Source organism: Halodesulfovibrio spirochaetisodalis, from assembly GCF_001672295.1.
Taxonomy (GTDB): domain Bacteria; phylum Desulfobacterota; class Desulfovibrionia; order Desulfovibrionales; family Desulfovibrionaceae; genus Halodesulfovibrio; species Halodesulfovibrio spirochaetisodalis.
Window position 1 is genome coordinate 76,453 of sequence record NZ_JXMS01000012.1, and the last position, 16,860, is coordinate 93,312.

Here is a 16,860-nt window from a genome sequence, read left to right on the forward strand (position 1 = left end):
GGACTTGATGCAATGTTTTTTAGTTTTCAGAGTGAAAATGCATTCTTAGGCATATTCATCTAAGTTAAAATCCATGAGTTCTCTGTACAGAGCTTCTTGGTACCTAACTTCTTGTTTTAATTTTTCTTTGCCGCCACTAATATTAACACCAATATTGGAACTATATTTTCCGAGTGAACCGGTGAAGACTTTGATGCTTGTATCTTTGGATGAATGCTTTAATGCTTCGTGTAGCTTTCTGGATGACTCATCTGAGAGTTGTAGGAACATAACGTTATTAAGTTTGCTGCTAATATCCCCATTAAATGTGAAGGTAACGTCTCCACCAGCGCATAGAAAATATGTGTTTTTCACTGCACCGTTCAGAGTAATTTTATTCTTTCCAGAGCCTGTGCAGACTTCCATTTTATTTACTTGATCAAGTGTAATGGTGTCATCGCCTGAGCCTGTATAGATATAGTTTGTTGTACTTCTCTCAAGAGTCTCTGTACCACCATGGCTTGTGAATCCATTTCGATGTTTCATTTGTTGAAAACGTTGAGTTGTAACTCCAATATGCTGGGCGTCAAGAATGTCATCTCCTTTGCCCATCCATGCTGAGACTCTATTAACGGTGCTAAGTGAAAGTTCATCGTCTCCATCCCCTGTCATTATTCCTAGTCCATACGAGTTATCGACAGTGATTTTATCGTTTCCATCACCAGTGATAATGCTGCTTCCGTATAAATTGGATGCGTGTACGGTGTCATCGCCTGAGCCGGAATCTAGATGTACTTCAACGCCTTGAGCATCACCAAATTTTTCACTCGACTTCACGGTGATGTTATCACTTCCGTAACCTGATTTTATATCGATGATCTTATCAAGGTTTGAAACAACATGAATGGTGTCGTTTCCGGGGCCAGTATCAATGGTAGTCTTTTGCCGATCAATATGCACTTTTGAGCGAAGTTGATTTCGAGTTGAATCTTCAATTAACAATACAAAGTCGTCACCTGAGCCTGTTGTGACGTCTTTTGAAAAGCTTACGACAATGTCATTTCCATCAGTGCATTCATCATTAAAACGTAAATTTCCGTCCTTATCCTCAGATATAATGAGTTCGCTGCCAATTTTAACTTGATATGATTCTCCATCTTTAGTTGTCACATCGACAAGCAAACCTTGCTTAGTATCTTTAAAAGTAAATTTGTTTCCAGCTAGCGTGGTGTGGTTGATATTGGATTTAATTACTGGAATGAATTCTTCTTGTTGCACTGAAGATGACTCATTTTGTGATAATTTACTTGCCTCTTGTGAGCGAGCTAATGACTCTTTTGATAAGGCGATTACATCGCCTATTTCTTTAAGGGAAAGTTCCTTGTCAGAAGTTGCTTTGTGAGGACTGTGCTGTTCAATGTCTGCATTCAGTTTTTTCGTTTTGATAGTTGCATCATCAAGCTGTTGTTTTGAACATGCTTTAAGTGTGTCTCTATTGGTGTGGTATTTTGAATCTAAATTTGAAATTTTCATGTTGGTAACCTCCTACTAACATATCGTGTTTAATATTAAGAAATATAAAAAATAAATTCTAAGTCCTTTGGGTAGCGGGGCTAGTTTGAAAATTTACGACAAAAAAGCCCCCTGCATTCGCAGGGGGCTTCATGATTCCACTTCAGTGTTGTTTATTCTTTCATCCGCTCTTCCATACCATCAAAGTGAGCGGCGGCATTGTATACAAATGTCTCCATGCTTTTCAGAATAAAGACAAGTTCAGGATACCGTTCACTGCAATCCTCGTGCATGTATCTGAGGGAACGGGCAATCTCGTACAGATTCATTACGTGGTCTGTCTGCCCAACATGTTCTGTTTGTTGATTCATGCTGCTAGCCTCCGATTGATCGTATTATCTTTGCGATCAGTGAGGGGGATAACGTTGGTAGTGCTTGGTGGGATTCCGGAGGGAAAGATTGTTGATTGTGCCATGTGGCTACTCCTGCGAATTGTTTGAGTTTTGAGAAGTTTACCTTAGCCAATAAAAAAGGTCAGGAGTTCTCAAACCGTTCACAGGAAACGGCAGAAGGCTTTTCCCTTACGGGTATTGTATGACCTTCGTACTCCCGACCAAATGTTGGCGTATGTTAGTAACGCTGCTTCCTAGTCACAAGATGCACTAATCCTAGGGATCGTGCATCTTGCTCGTCGAACGCAGCAAAACCACTACTTACGGGAGCGGGTTTCCGCCTGTGACTATAAGGGTAGGTGTTTGAGATCACCTAAGTGAAAATTAGTATTTTTTGGGAGTTGGTGTCAATCGTGGGCAGGTAGCTGAGGGAGTTTACTATGATGCTAGTAATTAAAAAATCGGGAGCTAAACACCGCCCATAGTCGGCGAGAGGCTTTTCCCTTGCAGGTGTTGTATGACCTCTGCACTCCCGATTAAATATTGGTACATGAACGTGTTGATAGCATAAACTGATAGCGCTCTATGAATAGTACGGCTTGATGGGGGAGAAAAAGTAATAACTTGCAACCTAGTACTATTGGTTATTCATGTACAGGCGCAGGTCTGCGTAGGTAGCGTCAAGTTTGATTCCGAAATGCGTGTTAACGGCTTCACTATACGAGTCATTTTCTGTTAATTCGATAGGTTTTACGTCATAATGGTAAGTGTATTGTTTAACAGAGTCGTCATTCCGTCAGCTTTAGGTAGGCATGCGACTTTCGCATATGTAAAGAATGAGTTTGGGTTCTGTGATATGTAAAAAATGAAATGCCTATACTGGGCACTGCCAAAAACTATGTGTTCCGTCTTTTAAAGGTTTTTACTAGTAATCAGTTTACAATAACTGTGGATTATAATTGATGGCCATACTCGCGTTTTGACTGCTAATTGGGCAGACAAAGTGTTGTAGGTGGAGATAGTGAAGGAGCTAGTCATGTACGAATTAGATGCATCTAATATTGTTTTACTTATCATTTGGATTGGGTTTGGCTTTTGGGCTGCTTCTATCGCCAAAAGCAAAGCTCGTTCTCCATTACTCTGGGGTATTCTTGCTTTTTTGTTTCCAATTGTGCTGTTCATACTTCCATTTCTTAAGCCTATCGCGCCTGTTCCAGGTAAGTGGAAGGAGTGTCCCGCCTGTGCATCCATAATTAAGGAAGACGCAAAGGTTTGCCCGCACTGTCAGCGGGATATAGACTCAAATCCGTAGTGTAACATGTTGATATATTAGCCTTAGGGTGAAACGTAAGTGCCTGATCGAGAGAAAGCCCTCATGGAATCCATGAGGGCTTGATTGTATCTACTGAGTAGTTTTGATTTCACATCCGTTTTTATGAGATTGCCGCTAAGTTAGTTTGTGTATCTCCTCGAGATACTAATTCTACCCCTCATTTGCCGGATTAAAGAACCTGTTCATCACATAACCCGCTAATAAGCCCCAGACGGGGGCATTGATACCGATGAAGGAGATGCCTGAAGCAGTCACAAGCAACGTGATAAGCGCGCCTTCGCGGGTGTTTTCTTCCTGCATGGCAAGGAAGAGGCTGCGCTGGATAATGCCGAGCAGGGCGAAGCCTGCGAGCATTTGAGTAAGCTCAGATGGCATGGCAACAAACAGGGCTACAAGACTTGTACTGAAAAGACCTGCGAGCAGGTAGAACATGCCTGCGCTTGCAGATGCCAGATATCTGTTTTTAGGGTTCGGATCGACTTCTTCCCCCATACATATGCCAGCGGAAATGGCTGCAAGGTTACAGGTAAACCCGCCGAACGGGGCTGTGATCAGGTTCATGAAGCCGGTACCGAGTAACAACCGTGAAAACGGAGCAGAGTAGCCGTGGCTTTGAATCATGACGATTCCAGGAATGTTCTGGGAGACCATTGTTACGAGGAATAATGGAATACTGAGGCTGACAACCGAGGCAATGCTCCATGTGGGGGACATGAACACAGGGCCGGTAATGGAAAGCGGGCTGTCGCCAAGAGGCAGAGCACCTTGAAAATACGCGACTGCGCCACCCACGATAATCAGAAGAAGCATGGTGTAGCGCGGGTAAAAACGCTTGCCCAGCAGATAGGCCACAAACATGCTGCCGAACAGCACAGGAGTGCTTTCCCACGGGGTAAATGTCTTGATACCGAAAGGAATAAGGATGCCCGCAAGCATGGCTGTTGTGAGCGCTGTAGGAATTTTCTGGATAAAATTGGAAATTGATTTTGTCGCGCCTGTCATAATAATGAGCAGGGCGGTGATAATACATGCTCCGATGGTTTCGGATAAGCTGAACCCTGCCACACTGCTTGCCAGCAGTGCTGCACCGGGGGTAGACCATGCCGTGAGCACGGGCACCTTATAGTACATTGAGAAGAATATAGAGGTAAGCCCCGAAGCAACGCCGATGGCAAAAAGCCAGCTTCCTACCTGCACAGGCGTTGCCCCTGCTCCCATGGCAGCTTCAATGACAAGAACAACTGAGCAGGTGTACCCAACAAGAATTGCAGCTAATCCAGACGATACGTGGCTGATTGACAAGTTTTTTAGCATGCGTTTTCCTTTTGTTTGATGTAAATCTCTTGTGCGTTATGGCGCACGAAGTGTTTTCGATGTATCATTGTGCGTTTTAACGCACAACTTTTTTGGAGAGAAAATGAATTCCAAGCCATTTGTTGCACAAATTTCTCAACGACTAAAAACAGTACGCGCACTCCGCGGCTGGAGTCTTGATGAGGCAGCAAAAAGAACAACTGTTTCCAAAGCAATGCTTGGACAGATAGAGCGTGGTGAGTCCAGCCCTACGATTGGCACCTTGTGGAAAATAGCCAGCGGGTTTGAATGTTCGTTCTCATCTTTTTTTTCAGACCCTCAGGAGCAGAAGGAGCCTACTGTAAAATTTCCAAATGATCCGGCAATGCAAATTCATACAATTTTCCCGTATTCTTCAGATACAAGAATGGAAATGTTTGAAATAACGCTTTGTGATAATCATGAGCAGCAGTCTTCTCCCCATCAAATTGGGGTTATTGAACATGTTGTTGTTCAACACGGTACTTTGGAATTTTATTTCGACGGTTCATGGCACACTCTTGCGGTTGGTGACAGAACACGTTTTTTTGCAGACCAGCCTCATGCGTATCGAGTCGTCGGTGAAAAGGCTGTTTTTCATAATATTATTATCTATCCATCCAGTGAGTACGCCACAGAGTAGGTTGTTTTATTAAGAATCTGGTGCACACATTGTGTACTTTTATTTGCTGCTGTTATCAGCTAGGCATACGCAGCATAGACTTTGCGTTGACGGAGAGGTTGAAGCCTCTGCTCCGTATACCATCAGATAAATTTACTACTGAGCAGCTATGATGTGACGCTACTTTATGTAACGTATCAATCATATGTATGCTTTCTTATAAAGGGTTCATACTAATGCACATTATTTTCGTTACAGAAATATGGGGAAAAACACCTCATGTGGATGCGATGGTGTCTTTTTTTAAGGATACGGCTGACAATATTACTATTGTAGACCCGTATGATGGTGCTGATCCTGCGTTTCCCAGCGAGAAAGAAGCGTACGCACAATATCAGGCGCAGTGTGGTCATGCAGAGTTTGCAGAACGTGTATCTAAGGCGTTACGTGAATCAACGGAGCCTACATGTCTTGTGGGATTCAGTGCTGGAGCGGGCGCTGTGTGGAGTGCAGTGAGTGCGGATTCCGCAGGGACTGCCAAGGCTGCAATCTGTTTCTATGGTTCATCAATTCGCGATATGGTGGATTATGACCCAAAAGTTCCGGTGGATTTGGTGTTTTCTGACAACGAGCCGCATTTTGATGTGGAAAGCGTTGCGCGCACGCTTCAGGATATTCCGAATGCACAGTGCTACATCACGCCGTTTGCGCATGGATTCATGAACCCGTTGTCTGCCAATTTCCACGGAGAAGCGTACCACTTCTGGCTGAAGTGGATAAAAGACCAGCTTGCAGAGCACATGGCTTCATAACGTTGATTGTTGCAATAGAAACGCCCCGTCAGGATAACTTCCTGCGGGGCGATTTTTTTTAGTACTACGTTTGCTGGCTATGGCAGCATGGCAATGGCACGGATAGGGGAGCCGTCACTTTCCAGAATATTGAGTGGCAGTGCCACAAAGGTGAAAATCGGCTCTGTAATTTGAGAAAGATTTTTCAAGTTTTCAATAAGTACCATGCCGCTTCCCAGTAAAATTTCATGAATGAACAGGCGAGTGACGTCCATGGTGTCAAAGGAAATGGCATCAATACCCAGTCCTTTGAGATTCTGCTGCGTCAGCCATGTTGCAGCTTCTTCATTCAGCGTAGGGAACGGGGAGAAATATGTGTCTGTTCCCCAGAGTGTTTCATGACCGGATGAGAAGAGTACAAAGTCGCACTGTGCAATACGTTCTTCATGCTGCTTGAGCAGATCGAGTGTAATGGTTTCTACACCGGAAACATCAATGATGCAGGCCGCACCGGTAAAGGTGGAGGCTGGCAGGGCATCCAGTGTCTTCTTACCGTCAAAGATATGCGCCGGTGCATCCATATGGGTGCCGATATGGGAGAAAAAAGTCAGTCGTTTTTCTGCAAACCCTTCTTTGGCAACAGTGGTTCCCTGCTCGATGATAGGCGCTTCAGTACCGGGGTACACCGGCATGTCTTCTTTAATTACGTGGGTCAGGTCGATTACATTGGTGTATGCTTGCGGGGTGGTCATGTATGCTCCAAGTGTGTGCGATGTGAATAATGGGGTGAGATAGCCTGTAATACTTGGAGAAAGCAATGAAAAAGAAATGAGGCAGAAGTAAAAACTTCTGCCTCATTCATTAGGAAGATTTTTCTTGTTGCGTTTTGGCGTAGCAGTCTGGACAGAAATCACCACTAAAGGTCACTACAATGTCCTGCGCCATCACATCTCTTCCGCATTTGTCGCACTGGTAAACCGGCTTACCGTCTGGTGCTTGAGTTGTTGTCAGCATAAGATTCCTCAACTTCCAAACAGTGCCCATTGTCCTCAACAGGAGCTTGCACTATTGTGCACCACCAACAGCTCCATAACGGGTACTGTTTGAGCATACAATTAAATCCAAAGAGCTACTGTACTGCCAAATGGTATTTTTTGGCAACTAAATTGGTAATGCATTAAAAAATAAAGGTAACACCTTCGCGAAGCGGTTACTCACCGTGAAAAAAGTTGCCAGTTGGCAGTAATTCTGTTGGTTGATAGAGCATACGGAATATGTGTACTGTATTTTTCGATCAACCAGAACAGTACCGTGCTTGCAGAGTCGGTTAGAAATAGTTTGGAGAAAGTATGGATCTTTCAATCGCAAAAATGGCTAAAAGCCCGTTCCGCTGTGCAACGTACGGGTCTGATATTGAAGCGTTTACTGAGGCGCACAACGGCAGCCTTGGCGGAACAATGCACTGCGCCCGTTACCTTGGTTCCCGCGTATTTATTGATGGCGTCACCAAAGAGGTGATTGATTCACAAGGCGTTGTGCTTGCAGATACGGAGCATCTTATCGAAGAGATGGATAAGCTTTCTGAACTGTTGGGCGAAAAAATGCAGGGGCCGTTTCATGCGGACGGTGTCATTATTCCTGTGCAGAAAGGGAAGCCGCATTTCCGTATTTACGACATGTATGCACCTGAAGCAGAAAGCCCGTTTACGCTGTGGACGCAAATCAACATGCTTGCTGATGCCTTTATGCTGCTGGATAAGGTGACAATGTACGTTCGACCTGTTCAGTATTTCCACTCCCGTTCATTTTCAACACAGAAAGCGTATGATCGCTGGATAAAGACATGGACGAAGCGGGCAGGATGCGGCGGCGTCATCTTCAAGGATGCCGAAATGGTGTATGAACCGAATGTGGTTCTTGAAAGTGCTTGTGAAATTGCAGCACGCTAGCCAATACAGCCTCTGATGAGAGTTCATCAGGGGCTTTTTTCTGTCTGTCTTTACGAACTGTTGTGTGCTTATCAGCTGTTTTTGAAGATGTGTTGCACAGGCTTGTGCGGAAGCTTCTTGACTGGAAGATGCTTTTATTTCTACTGAAGCATGACTAACTAATTATTGCGTTGCATAAATTGCTTGAAGTGTTCCTTTAGCTTACTATACATGTTGGAACTTCTTCAAATTAAATAGATTCAGGTGAGACATCATGACAATGAAGAAAGAATGGGTTGAATTTATCGCTATTCTGAACAGGGAAGTAGTGCCTGCCTTAGGTTGTACCGAACCGGTAACCGCGGCACTTGCTGCAGCACGCGCTGCAAAAGCACTCGGCACTAAGCCGGAACAGGTTCTTGTTCAGGTAAGCGGCAATCTGTTGAAAAACGGAATGGGTGTCGGCGTACCCGGCACTGGTATGACAGGGCTGGATATTGCTGCTGCTGTTGGTGCACTTGGCGGCAAGTCTGAGCTCAAGCTGGAAGTGCTGCGTGACTTGACTCCAAAGATTGTGGAAGAAGCCAAGCAATTGATGGCAGACGGCAACGTTAAGGTTGAACTGGCAGAAACAGAAGAATTGCTGTTTGCCAAAGCTGTTGTTTCTGTACAAGGCCACACGGCAACCTGCACTATCGCCCGTACCCATGCCGGAATTATTGAAGTAACCAAAGACGATGAAGTGCTTGAGAGCATTTCTCTTGAAGCCGAAGAAGCTTCCGACGATTCATGGCCACTTTCTGTTGCAGCTATTTATGAGTTTGCAACCGAGGCAGACTTTGCAGATATTTCTTTTATCCTCGAAGCAGCTCGTCTTAATGAATCCATTGCTTCAGAAGGGCTCGAAAAAGATTTTGGCCTCAAAGTAGGCCGCTCCATGAATGAAGATATCGCGCTTGGGCTGCGTTCAGACGATATTACATCATTCGCAACCCGTCTTGCCGCAGCCGCATCAGATGCACGCATGGACGGCATCATGCAGCCGGTTATGAGTAACTCCGGCAGCGGTAATCAGGGCATTACTGCTACCATTCCAGTAACAGCATTCGCACGCAGACTGGATAAGTCAGAAGAGGAAATGGCACGCGCTCTCATCATGAGCCACCTTACCTCCATCCACTTGAAGCATCACCTTGGAAGGCTTTCTGCCCTTTGCGGTGCAATCCTCGCGGCTACCGGTTCCGGTTGCGGCATCATTATGCTTCTCGGCGGCAAGCTTGAAGAAATAGAGCGAACCATCAAAAACATGGTCGGTACAATTGCAGGTATGATCTGCGACGGAGCAAAAACTTCCTGCGCGCTTAAAGTTGCTTCCAGCGTTGAAGCTGCCATCAGTTCCGCTCTTCTTGCTATGAAAGGAACCTCTGTACCCGGTTCTGACGGTATCGTGGATGATGACATCGAAGTGTGCATCAAAAACTTAGGCCGTCTTGGTAGTGCCGGTATGTGCGAAACTGATAAGATTATTCTGGATATTATGGTCAATAAATAGAATTGCCTCCGGCGGCTCTCCGAGGGCGCTTCTCAGCGGGAGCAAGAGGGACGTCCTCTTGACTGCGATTAACGTGAGAAGAGGGCAGTATATTGAAATGAAAAAGGGTGGCTGTGGCCACCCTTTTTAGTTTTATTGATTAGGCAGCTCTTAAAGAAGGGATTCGGTGATAAGTAGAAAAACAAAATTGCACCAGCTAGTTTGTTTTTTCTTTTAACCGTTGCTCTTCAAGGTGGTCATACACAAAAAATACTTTTGGTTTTATTTGGGGACATACCTTTTGTGCTGCTTCAAATGCTTTTTCTTTGCTTTTGAAATACATATGAATTTGTCGAGAGTTGATAGATGCTTGATAGGGAGTGTCACTTGAAATCATTCCTGCAGGGGTTGATAAGATAAAAGGTCTGTACTCAATTTTTGTCCCGTCAGGATAAATGGTTGCAACTTTATTTGGGTCAGTAAACTTTTTAAACTTTGGGGCAGCGTTGGGTTTAAACCAGAAGGCGGTTGGATACACGTATGGATATTCCGTTGTGAGTATAGGTGGTTCTGATGTCCTTGCTTGGCAAATAGATATCTTAGCAATTTCATCACATGAAACAGAAATGATGCTTTGTGCACATGCGGGAGACGTCGACAGAATTAACAGCAGTATCTGGATGATGAATTTCATTTGGTCTTTCCTGACTTGATAAGTGAAAAGTTTTTGCCAGCTAAGCCAGAGTGTCAATCGCTCCGCCTGTTCACATGTTCTTTAAAGGCTGTTGTGACGTTACGCTATTCATGTTTTGTCTTTCTAATAACTCACGTGTGTTAGATAGTTTGTTGATGTGCTGTCTACGACTTTTTTAAATAATATTAGAATGTTGAAGTTCTGTTTCGACAACAAAAGGGATGGCCTGCGCCATCCCTTTTGTTGTTATGGAAACTCGAAAAAAATCACTTTTTGAATGCATTTAGTGCAACAACTTGCTCTTGTTATTTGATCTTCAAGGATGGTGTGCATGTTGTGCAATGATGTGAATATGGTAAAAAACTATTGTGCAATTTTTGGATGGTAAATTGATAATCTTACTATGCCATACAGAAAAGTAAATTTGATGTAACGAGGCACAGCATGCATGAACAGTGGATTTTAGTGACATTTATTAACATTTGGTGCGGTCTATGCAGTATGTCTTGTGATTGCAATCAAATTGAGAGAGGCGATACAAAAGAGCCGGCCGGCCTTATTACGTGTTTAGCAAAATAGAAGGATGAAGTTTTGTTGAAAAAATTAGAACGAAGTCATGATAAGTGCTATGGCCTGTTGATAAAAGGGCCGCTAGACAAAGAACACTACGATGAGATTACGCATGATATTGATGAGCATATCCGTCAGTACGGGCAAATTGCCTTGCTGCTGCAGATTCAGAATGTCTCTGGATATACGATGAATGCTTTGCTGGGCGATTTGGAATTCTTTTTCGAACGCCGCAATGGCTTTTCTAAAATTGCCATTGTTGCAGAACATGCATGGTGGAGCGGATTGGTAACCATCGAAGATGCTCTTACTCCGTGGGATGAAAAATACTTTGATGTGAAAAAGATAGACGCTGCTTGGGAGTGGCTCGAATCGTAATATTGTAATGCACGTTGTCGGGCAGAGTTTACTGTCGTGATAAGCTCAACGACTGTGAAGTGCTCTATAATCTTTGTGCATTGTGTATATGCATTTTAAATAAACCAGCTGGTGTGTACCTAGAACATCCTATCAACGTTTCAGAACGAGCAGGATGAAGACACATTCTCAGGGTGCCCCTATGGCAGGTACATACTTGCCCTTTGGGTATCCTTTCTTTTTCACTGGCTGGACAATCACATATAATAGGAATAACCATGTCTAATAACTGTGTTGCCATTTATGAAGATCACCAACATGCCGAACATGCAGTCAAAGAACTGCAAAAAGCTGGCTTCGATATGAAGAAGCTATCCATCGTCGGGCATGACTATCACTCTGAAGAACATATTGTCGGGTATTACAATACTGGCGACCGTGTGCGTTACTGGGGAAAACTCGGTGCGTTCTGGGGTGGCATCTGGGGAATGCTATTTGGCTCTGCTGCCTTGGCAATTCCTGGTGTAGGGCCGATTGTTGTCGGTGGTGCATTAGTTACAACACTTGTAGGTGCACTTGAGGGTGCAGCATTAGGTGGTGGGCTTTCTGCGTTAGGTGCCGGACTCGTAAGTCTTGGTGTACCTAAAGACAGTACCTTGAAATATGAAACAGCTGTAAAAGCATCTAATTTCGTATTGATTGTTCACGGTACAAAAGAGGAAGCAGAAAGAGCTAGCGAGGTTCTTGGAACAACGCAAGCAATTGATATTGATATGAACACATAACATACTATCGGGAGGCTTTGCCTCCCGTTTTTTAAGCCTTTTATGACTAAATCTGCACTGGAAACGTTCAATCTGGCGGTATTGCGTACAGAGCTGGCAAACCGCCGAACATTACTCGCTTTTGCAAAAACAAGCATCGGACTAGCAATATCCGCTGCTGGGTTATTAAAATTTTCGAACGAAGGTTCCGTTTACGAACTATGCGGCGTTGCTCTTCTTGTTGCCGCATTCGTGGTTCTCATATGGGGAGTTGAAGACTATAGGCGTTCCAGTAAGCTGATTCTTCAGGAAAAAGAAATTGTATATGCTGAACAAGGTTCGCTTCTCAGTCGGGATTCGACGTGATAAGTGGACTGCAGATAAGTAGATTGTAGGTGCTGGGTACAATTTAGCGAACAGAGAGTAAGGTGGCTTTTAGCCACCTTTTTTATTGTGATAGCTAGATGTAGAAGTGAAATGAATTCATTAATTCTTATGCTTGATATTAGGTAAACAGGAAGGAAAAACTGTTTCCACATTATCCAGTATCTTAAGCGAGACGGCTTGCATAGTTTGAGAGGAGAAAACATGTCTACCGAGCTTAAAAAGTTAGGAAAAAGAATTCGAACTTTACGTAAAGCAAAGAATATGACCCAAGAGCAGTTAGCCACTGTGGCTGATTCAGGTGCAAAATATATTAGTGAGCTTGAGCGTGGTGAAGCGAACGTAACAATTGCGCTAGTCGGCAAGCTTGCAGAAGGCCTTGGAGTGTCAGCACGTGAACTTTTTGACAATGAGCATGAGGCAGATAGTCAGGACTTGAGAACTGAGATTAGCCGGATGCTTAACGAGGCTGATGACGATAAAGTAAAAATATTATATAGGGTTACAAAGGCTATTCTAGGGTAGCCGTTGTCGTGGTGAACGTCGGGCTTTTATGAATACGTTAACGCAAGTGGCAGGGAGAAGATCACGTGGAGAAATTTTGTCAGAGCTGCGGTATGCCAATGGAAAAAGATCCTCAATTAGGGGGTACAGAGAAGTCTGGTGAGAAAAGTGAGATGTATTGTTCACATTGCTATGAAGATGGTGAATTTACTGCTCCACACATCACTAATACAAAAGAAATGCAGGCCTTTTGTATAGATATTATGAAAAAGCAGGGCTGGAATTCTATTCTGGCGTGGATTTTCACCCGTTCTATTCCTCGTTTGAAGCGCTGGAAGAAATAATGAAGGAAAAGTCGATAGGCTTATAGTACCTGTCGCAGAAATAGATGTGTTCAAGGGGTGGCTAGATAATGGTCGCCCTTTTTTTGTGGTCGGCTAAACGTGATCAGTGTTTTCTTGCTATGCAGGTATTTGAAAAAGTGATTAAAAACATGCAAATAAACCATTTTGTGAACATTTTGCTTTGAGCTGAGGGGGTCTTAACGGAATGCCAACTTCTTTTTGAGTAGATAACAACAACGTTGGCGTCGTTGCTACGACAATACATCTCTACTGTGCAAATAAGCATGCAACTTATTGAATTTATATATGCTTACGGGTGTCGGTATACTTGATGCTTTTACCCTTTCAGGAAACATGACTATTGAGAGGAAAAAATGGATTCCACCAATTATATTAGTGAACTTATAGAACAGTTGGGCTTTTCATTAGAGCTTGAAGAGCTGGAATTAGATGAGAATAATTTTTGTTCGGTAGATGTTCAGAACATAACAATCCTTCTTCAGTGGGAAGAAAAAACACAGCGATTACTTCTGTCCTCAGCTGTTGGGGAGCTTGGAGAAGGGCATTTTCAAGAATTTGCAGTGAAACTGCTTCAGGCAAATTATGTTTGGAACGACACTCGAGGCGCATCATTAGCACTGGATGCGGACGCAGAGCTTATCGTGCTTTGCCAGTGGGTTGATGTGCGCTGTCTAGAGTATCCGGCTTTTTATGATGCTTTCGAGGTTTTTGTGAACCTTACAAGAAACTGGAAAGATGCGTTGCCGGAGTTATTTGAATCAACAGCGCAATCTGTTGAAAATGAATCAATTCCTACGGATGCCTACGCTATTCGTATCTAGTCCCTTTGATTGGAATGTATTGGGGGTATTATGCCAAAAGTAGAAAATTCAAGTGCGGTTTTTACGCAGACTCAATTTCAAGAGCCTTCCACAACTAAAGCGACACCGCAATCAGCGGAAACACCGCTTAAGCAAGCAGCGCCTGTGTTGGATATGGAAATTTCACCAATTACGAGCTCTGGAGCTTCCGGCGCAGGCAAAGCATCGAAGGCAGGAAATTCACGAAGAACCCTGATGGTAGATGGTCACGAAGTGATTATGCGTAACAGTCGTTCAAAGACTATGCGCAAAACAGTGAGTAGAACGTTTAGAAAATCGTTTCATGCGAAAAAAATAGCTCAGGAAGCTAAGCCGCTTTCATTCGGTGGATATACTCCGTCAAAAGAAGTTCTGCTTACAAAGGGAGATGTTCTTGCTGTAAAAGCACATATGCTGGAGGCAACTTCAGTGTTAATTGACAATGTCATTGAATTACACCCTGAGCGAAAATCACAGCTGTTACAAGAGCAAGCTCGACTTGGGGGAGTTTTGCAGCAATTGCAGGAGCAACTCACAGACTCAACACCAGTAATTGAAAAGAAAGAGTTGAATGCCCTGACGCCAAAGGACTTACCAAAACAGCTGTATTCTCGTCTTGAAGGCATGTTGAGTCTGGAACCGGGAAAGTTGCGTGACGCATGGCGTGATTCATACATTCGCTTATCTTCAAACTTGCAGCAGTGGAAGCCCATTGAAAGAGAACTTACGTTGGGTGGCCAGCTCTTTACCAGTAAGCTGACTCCGGTTAACGCACATTTTGATGAATTTTTTGGCGAAGACGGAAAGGATTACGGTGAGACCGGGTTGAGTAGTATGACACCTCGTTTGAGTCTTAATACTCGTGTTGAAGGTTTTGAGAATCTTCGGACGACAAACCTCTGGAAAACAGAGTTGTTTGATGGTGATGCAAATGACTCAAAGCCGGCATTCCGTGCATTTCGCAGTGGTGCCATTGCTGGTAAATTTATTGATGAGGCTCCAAGTGAGGCCGCGAAGAGCAAGCGTTTTGAAGTTGCAAAAGCAAATGCCAGAGAAGTGATTGAAGCCGCATTGATGCAGCATGTGAGCGATAACCCTGACGACGAGTACGCAATCGTAAATATTATTTCCATCAACTTGATGTCCGCAGTGAATGAAAGCGGGATGATCGAAACGCAAGAAAAAGCCTTTGCAGAAGCTGCATCCGAGGTAAATGCTGAAGGCAAATTGCGAGCACAGTCAGACAAAGATTCACCGGAACACCTTGATTTTCTTCCCAAGGTCAATGTTTTTACCATGCGTTCAGGTGTAAATAATATCGGTGGGTTGCAGAAGTCTCAAGCAGCAGTAAATAAAGCTCAAATAGAAAGACTACGTCCAATTGTCGAACGAAAGCTTAAAGCGTTAAAAAATACTGTGTCTGATGTCAGATACCAGCAGATCGTGAATTTGTGGGATAAAATACCAAGCATGCTTGATGAGACGAATAGTTACAAGCTTGCATCAAGGCTGGCGGTCTTAGGTGGTATGCTGGGGATGACAATCCATTTTAATTGCAAGAGCGGTAAAGACCGTACAGGAATGATGGATGCAGAATGCAAATTCTTCAAGTACCAGCTGGATCTGGCTGAGAAAAGAGGGGATGTCACAATCCCTAAGTATACTCTGGATAAAATAGATCCAAGGCGTGCAGATCTTCTGGCTCTGGTCTTTGAAAGCGGCATCTTGGATGTGGCTAAAATGAATACTCTTGTGAAGAGCCTGAAAATTGCTCCAATGCACAACACATTAGATCAAAAGCTTGTTGATCGCCTTGGTGGCGTAGATGCTATCAAGTGGATTCAGGGCGGCAAGCGCTACACAAATATTGATAAAATGTAAGATATGTTTCTGCTTAAGCAGCAAGCTGACTGGAGGGAACGCGCGGATTAAGACGTGGTTACTTCCATTCAGCTTGTGTTGTTCTGTGGAGCAGTGTTGTCCCTGTGGTTCAGGGGCGAACAACGTTACGAGGTCTTGAATACTTGTTGGCATACTGTGCAGGTGTAGGAGTCCCGCGGAGAACAGTACTGACCGCGGATAGTAAAACATTCTTCGGCTTGCATTAAAGCGACAGCTTTTTCCGTGGCTTTGTTTTTTTGTGATGTTACGCCGTTAATTCTGTCGATATTGCCCTTTATCCAGCGCTTCAGATAAAAACGTCTGCCGTTCAAAGTCATATGGACGGCTTTTTGCTCTGCAATGCGTAATTCAGATACAAACTCACCTGTGAGATTTCGCTTGTCCATTTGCGATGCATATTCAAGCGCTTCAAGCGCATTGAAGTTTGCAATGCGCACCAGATTTCCTGTCAGCTGTTTCGGGCAATCAGCGTACCGTTCTTTTTCAATGACGGTAAAAGCTACTTCGTCCGGCAGGACTTCCTCATCATTTTTTGACTTTCCTCGTTCTTCTGAATGGTCGAATGTGTGCGTAATTTCTACATTGAAGACGCTGTTGGCATTAATATCATCCAAAGCAGCCAGTAGAAATTCGTCAATAAGAGCGTACTCAACAATACGGCTGGACATGCCAAGCAGGTATGCAAGCTGTGTTGTTTTGAAGATGCCGTAATCACGCCCGATAAGGTTGGCTAAAATTCGCACCCCTTGAACAGAACGGAGTGTGGAGAAGACGAGATATGGTTTCAGCAGTTCCTGCGCCTGTTGTAAATGAGGCATAGGGCGTGCTGTTACGCGCGTGAGATCATCCTTTGAAGGACGTTTCAGCGGATTGGCGCCGTAGTATAAGCTGCGCGTTGTCGGTTTGCTCATTTCTTCTCCTGAAACAGTGTTGCGAATGCACGGGCAGTGTTTGTGTATCAGCTTTTGTAGTAGCCTGCTACAACTGGCATATGCTGCTAAAAAAGATGTTCATAGCTATGTGCAGATATGATTAATTTTATTTATCTGAAAATATTTAAT

Annotated in this window: 19 protein-coding genes; 12 read left to right on the forward strand and 7 right to left on the reverse strand. The window is 43.9% G+C overall.

Annotation, left to right across the window (positions count from 1 at the left end):
- Nucleotides 1–45 precede the first annotated feature (45 nt).
- Nucleotides 46–1,512: a hypothetical protein gene (locus SP90_RS08630; RefSeq protein ID WP_066854607.1), complete on the reverse strand. Its 1,467-nt coding sequence runs from the start codon at nucleotides 1,510–1,512 to the stop codon at nucleotides 46–48.
- A 152-nt stretch (nucleotides 1,513–1,664) separates the two neighbouring features.
- Complete coding sequence (locus tag SP90_RS08635) at nucleotides 1,665–1,862, reverse strand: hypothetical protein (protein WP_066854608.1); 198 nt, start codon at nucleotides 1,860–1,862, stop codon at nucleotides 1,665–1,667.
- Between the two features lie 1,057 nt (nucleotides 1,863–2,919).
- Here SP90_RS08635 and SP90_RS08640 point away from each other — a divergent pair.
- Nucleotides 2,920–3,195, forward strand: coding sequence for a zinc ribbon domain-containing protein (locus SP90_RS08640; protein ID WP_082936364.1), 276 nt, complete (start codon nucleotides 2,920–2,922; stop codon nucleotides 3,193–3,195).
- Between the two features lie 171 nt (nucleotides 3,196–3,366).
- On the opposite strand, the gene SP90_RS08645 is transcribed toward SP90_RS08640, so the two are convergent.
- A complete protein-coding gene (locus SP90_RS08645; RefSeq protein ID WP_066854609.1) occupies nucleotides 3,367–4,530 on the reverse strand; it encodes a benzoate/H(+) symporter BenE family transporter in 1,164 nt (387 codons plus the stop codon).
- Nucleotides 4,531–4,633: 103 nt separating this feature from the next.
- On the opposite strand from SP90_RS08645, the gene SP90_RS08650 reads away from it, so the two are divergent.
- Together SP90_RS08650 and SP90_RS08655 are read left to right on the forward strand one after the other, a co-directional pair.
- Nucleotides 4,634–5,191 (forward strand): helix-turn-helix domain-containing protein, encoded by a 558-nt coding sequence (locus SP90_RS08650; RefSeq protein WP_066854611.1) that lies wholly within the window; start codon nucleotides 4,634–4,636, stop codon nucleotides 5,189–5,191.
- A 215-nt stretch (nucleotides 5,192–5,406) separates the two neighbouring features.
- Nucleotides 5,407–5,982, forward strand: coding sequence for a dienelactone hydrolase family protein (locus tag SP90_RS08655; RefSeq protein WP_066854612.1), 576 nt, complete (start codon nucleotides 5,407–5,409; stop codon nucleotides 5,980–5,982).
- A gap of 77 nt (nucleotides 5,983–6,059) precedes the next feature.
- Here SP90_RS08655 and SP90_RS08660 read toward each other — a convergent pair whose 3' ends face one another.
- Nucleotides 6,060–6,713 carry a cyclase family protein gene (locus SP90_RS08660; RefSeq protein WP_066854614.1) on the reverse strand — a complete coding sequence of 218 codons (654 nt, stop codon included), beginning with the start codon at nucleotides 6,711–6,713 and terminating at the stop codon, nucleotides 6,060–6,062.
- 109 nt (nucleotides 6,714–6,822) lie between these two features.
- On the reverse strand, nucleotides 6,823–6,975 hold the full coding sequence (locus SP90_RS16635; protein ID WP_157471233.1) for a hypothetical protein: 153 nt from the start codon (nucleotides 6,973–6,975) through the stop codon (nucleotides 6,823–6,825).
- 335 nt (nucleotides 6,976–7,310) lie between these two features.
- Between SP90_RS16635 and SP90_RS08665 the strand changes: the two genes are divergently transcribed.
- Both SP90_RS08665 and SP90_RS08670 read left to right on the forward strand, forming a co-directional pair.
- Nucleotides 7,311–7,910, forward strand: coding sequence for a hypothetical protein (locus SP90_RS08665; RefSeq protein ID WP_066854616.1), 600 nt, complete (start codon nucleotides 7,311–7,313; stop codon nucleotides 7,908–7,910).
- 253 nt (nucleotides 7,911–8,163) lie between these two features.
- Nucleotides 8,164–9,441 (forward strand): L-cysteine desulfidase family protein, encoded by a 1,278-nt coding sequence (locus SP90_RS08670; protein WP_066854618.1) that lies wholly within the window; start codon nucleotides 8,164–8,166, stop codon nucleotides 9,439–9,441.
- Nucleotides 9,442–9,637: 196 nt separating this feature from the next.
- On the opposite strand, the gene SP90_RS08675 is transcribed toward SP90_RS08670, so the two are convergent.
- Nucleotides 9,638–10,114: a hypothetical protein gene (locus tag SP90_RS08675; protein WP_066854620.1), complete on the reverse strand. Its 477-nt coding sequence runs from the start codon at nucleotides 10,112–10,114 to the stop codon at nucleotides 9,638–9,640.
- 591 nt (nucleotides 10,115–10,705) lie between these two features.
- Between SP90_RS08675 and SP90_RS08680 the strand changes: the two genes are divergently transcribed.
- The 7 genes from SP90_RS08680 to SP90_RS08710 all read left to right on the forward strand — a co-directional run bounded on the left by SP90_RS08680 (nucleotide 10,706) and on the right by SP90_RS08710 (nucleotide 15,778).
- A complete protein-coding gene (locus SP90_RS08680; protein WP_066854622.1) occupies nucleotides 10,706–11,062 on the forward strand; it encodes a SpoIIAA family protein in 357 nt (118 codons plus the stop codon).
- 257 nt (nucleotides 11,063–11,319) lie between these two features.
- Nucleotides 11,320–11,826, forward strand: a complete 507-nt coding sequence (locus SP90_RS08685) for a general stress protein (protein ID WP_066854624.1) — start codon at nucleotides 11,320–11,322, stop codon at nucleotides 11,824–11,826.
- A gap of 42 nt (nucleotides 11,827–11,868) precedes the next feature.
- Entirely contained in the window at nucleotides 11,869–12,171 is a 303-nt protein-coding gene (locus tag SP90_RS08690) for a DUF202 domain-containing protein (RefSeq protein ID WP_066854626.1), read from the forward strand.
- Between the two features lie 222 nt (nucleotides 12,172–12,393).
- On the forward strand, nucleotides 12,394–12,714 hold the full coding sequence (locus tag SP90_RS08695) for a helix-turn-helix domain-containing protein (RefSeq protein ID WP_066854628.1): 321 nt from the start codon (nucleotides 12,394–12,396) through the stop codon (nucleotides 12,712–12,714).
- A 65-nt stretch (nucleotides 12,715–12,779) separates the two neighbouring features.
- A complete protein-coding gene (locus tag SP90_RS08700) occupies nucleotides 12,780–13,037 on the forward strand; it encodes a zinc ribbon domain-containing protein (RefSeq protein ID WP_082936365.1) in 258 nt (85 codons plus the stop codon).
- A 374-nt stretch (nucleotides 13,038–13,411) separates the two neighbouring features.
- The gene (locus tag SP90_RS08705; RefSeq protein ID WP_066854630.1) at nucleotides 13,412–13,879 is read left to right on the forward strand and encodes a type III secretion system chaperone; all 468 of its coding nucleotides are present in this window, start codon (nucleotides 13,412–13,414) and stop codon (nucleotides 13,877–13,879) included.
- A 30-nt stretch (nucleotides 13,880–13,909) separates the two neighbouring features.
- The gene (locus SP90_RS08710) at nucleotides 13,910–15,778 is read left to right on the forward strand and encodes an inositol phosphate phosphatase SopB (RefSeq protein ID WP_066854631.1); all 1,869 of its coding nucleotides are present in this window, start codon (nucleotides 13,910–13,912) and stop codon (nucleotides 15,776–15,778) included.
- 125 nt (nucleotides 15,779–15,903) lie between these two features.
- On the opposite strand, the gene SP90_RS08715 is transcribed toward SP90_RS08710, so the two are convergent.
- Nucleotides 15,904–16,710 carry a hypothetical protein gene (locus tag SP90_RS08715; protein ID WP_066854633.1) on the reverse strand — a complete coding sequence of 269 codons (807 nt, stop codon included), beginning with the start codon at nucleotides 16,708–16,710 and terminating at the stop codon, nucleotides 15,904–15,906.
- Nucleotides 16,711–16,860: the final 150 nt, after the last annotated feature.

Excerpts from the sequence above, each read along its gene's own strand:
- SP90_RS08630 (WP_066854607.1), bottom strand. The coding sequence starts at position 1,512 with ATGAAAATTTCAAATTTAGATTCAAAATACCACACCAATAGAGACACA.
- SP90_RS08635 (WP_066854608.1), bottom strand. The coding sequence starts at position 1,862 with ATGAATCAACAAACAGAACATGTTGGGCAGACAGACCACGTAATGAAT.
- SP90_RS08640 (WP_082936364.1), top strand. The coding sequence starts at position 2,920 with ATGTACGAATTAGATGCATCTAATATTGTTTTACTTATCATTTGGATT.
- SP90_RS08645 (WP_066854609.1), bottom strand. The coding sequence starts at position 4,530 with ATGCTAAAAAACTTGTCAATCAGCCACGTATCGTCTGGATTAGCTGCA.
- SP90_RS08650 (WP_066854611.1), top strand. The coding sequence starts at position 4,634 with ATGAATTCCAAGCCATTTGTTGCACAAATTTCTCAACGACTAAAAACA.
- SP90_RS08655 (WP_066854612.1), top strand. The coding sequence starts at position 5,407 with ATGCACATTATTTTCGTTACAGAAATATGGGGAAAAACACCTCATGTG.
- SP90_RS08660 (WP_066854614.1), bottom strand. The coding sequence starts at position 6,713 with ATGACCACCCCGCAAGCATACACCAATGTAATCGACCTGACCCACGTA.
- SP90_RS16635 (WP_157471233.1), bottom strand. The coding sequence starts at position 6,975 with ATGCTGACAACAACTCAAGCACCAGACGGTAAGCCGGTTTACCAGTGC.
- SP90_RS08665 (WP_066854616.1), top strand. The coding sequence starts at position 7,311 with ATGGATCTTTCAATCGCAAAAATGGCTAAAAGCCCGTTCCGCTGTGCA.
- SP90_RS08670 (WP_066854618.1), top strand. The coding sequence starts at position 8,164 with ATGACAATGAAGAAAGAATGGGTTGAATTTATCGCTATTCTGAACAGG.
- SP90_RS08675 (WP_066854620.1), bottom strand. The coding sequence starts at position 10,114 with ATGAAATTCATCATCCAGATACTGCTGTTAATTCTGTCGACGTCTCCC.
- SP90_RS08685 (WP_066854624.1), top strand. The coding sequence starts at position 11,320 with ATGTCTAATAACTGTGTTGCCATTTATGAAGATCACCAACATGCCGAA.
- SP90_RS08690 (WP_066854626.1), top strand. The coding sequence starts at position 11,869 with ATGACTAAATCTGCACTGGAAACGTTCAATCTGGCGGTATTGCGTACA.
- SP90_RS08695 (WP_066854628.1), top strand. The coding sequence starts at position 12,394 with ATGTCTACCGAGCTTAAAAAGTTAGGAAAAAGAATTCGAACTTTACGT.
- SP90_RS08705 (WP_066854630.1), top strand. The coding sequence starts at position 13,412 with ATGGATTCCACCAATTATATTAGTGAACTTATAGAACAGTTGGGCTTT.
- SP90_RS08710 (WP_066854631.1), top strand. The coding sequence starts at position 13,910 with ATGCCAAAAGTAGAAAATTCAAGTGCGGTTTTTACGCAGACTCAATTT.
- SP90_RS08715 (WP_066854633.1), bottom strand. The coding sequence starts at position 16,710 with ATGAGCAAACCGACAACGCGCAGCTTATACTACGGCGCCAATCCGCTG.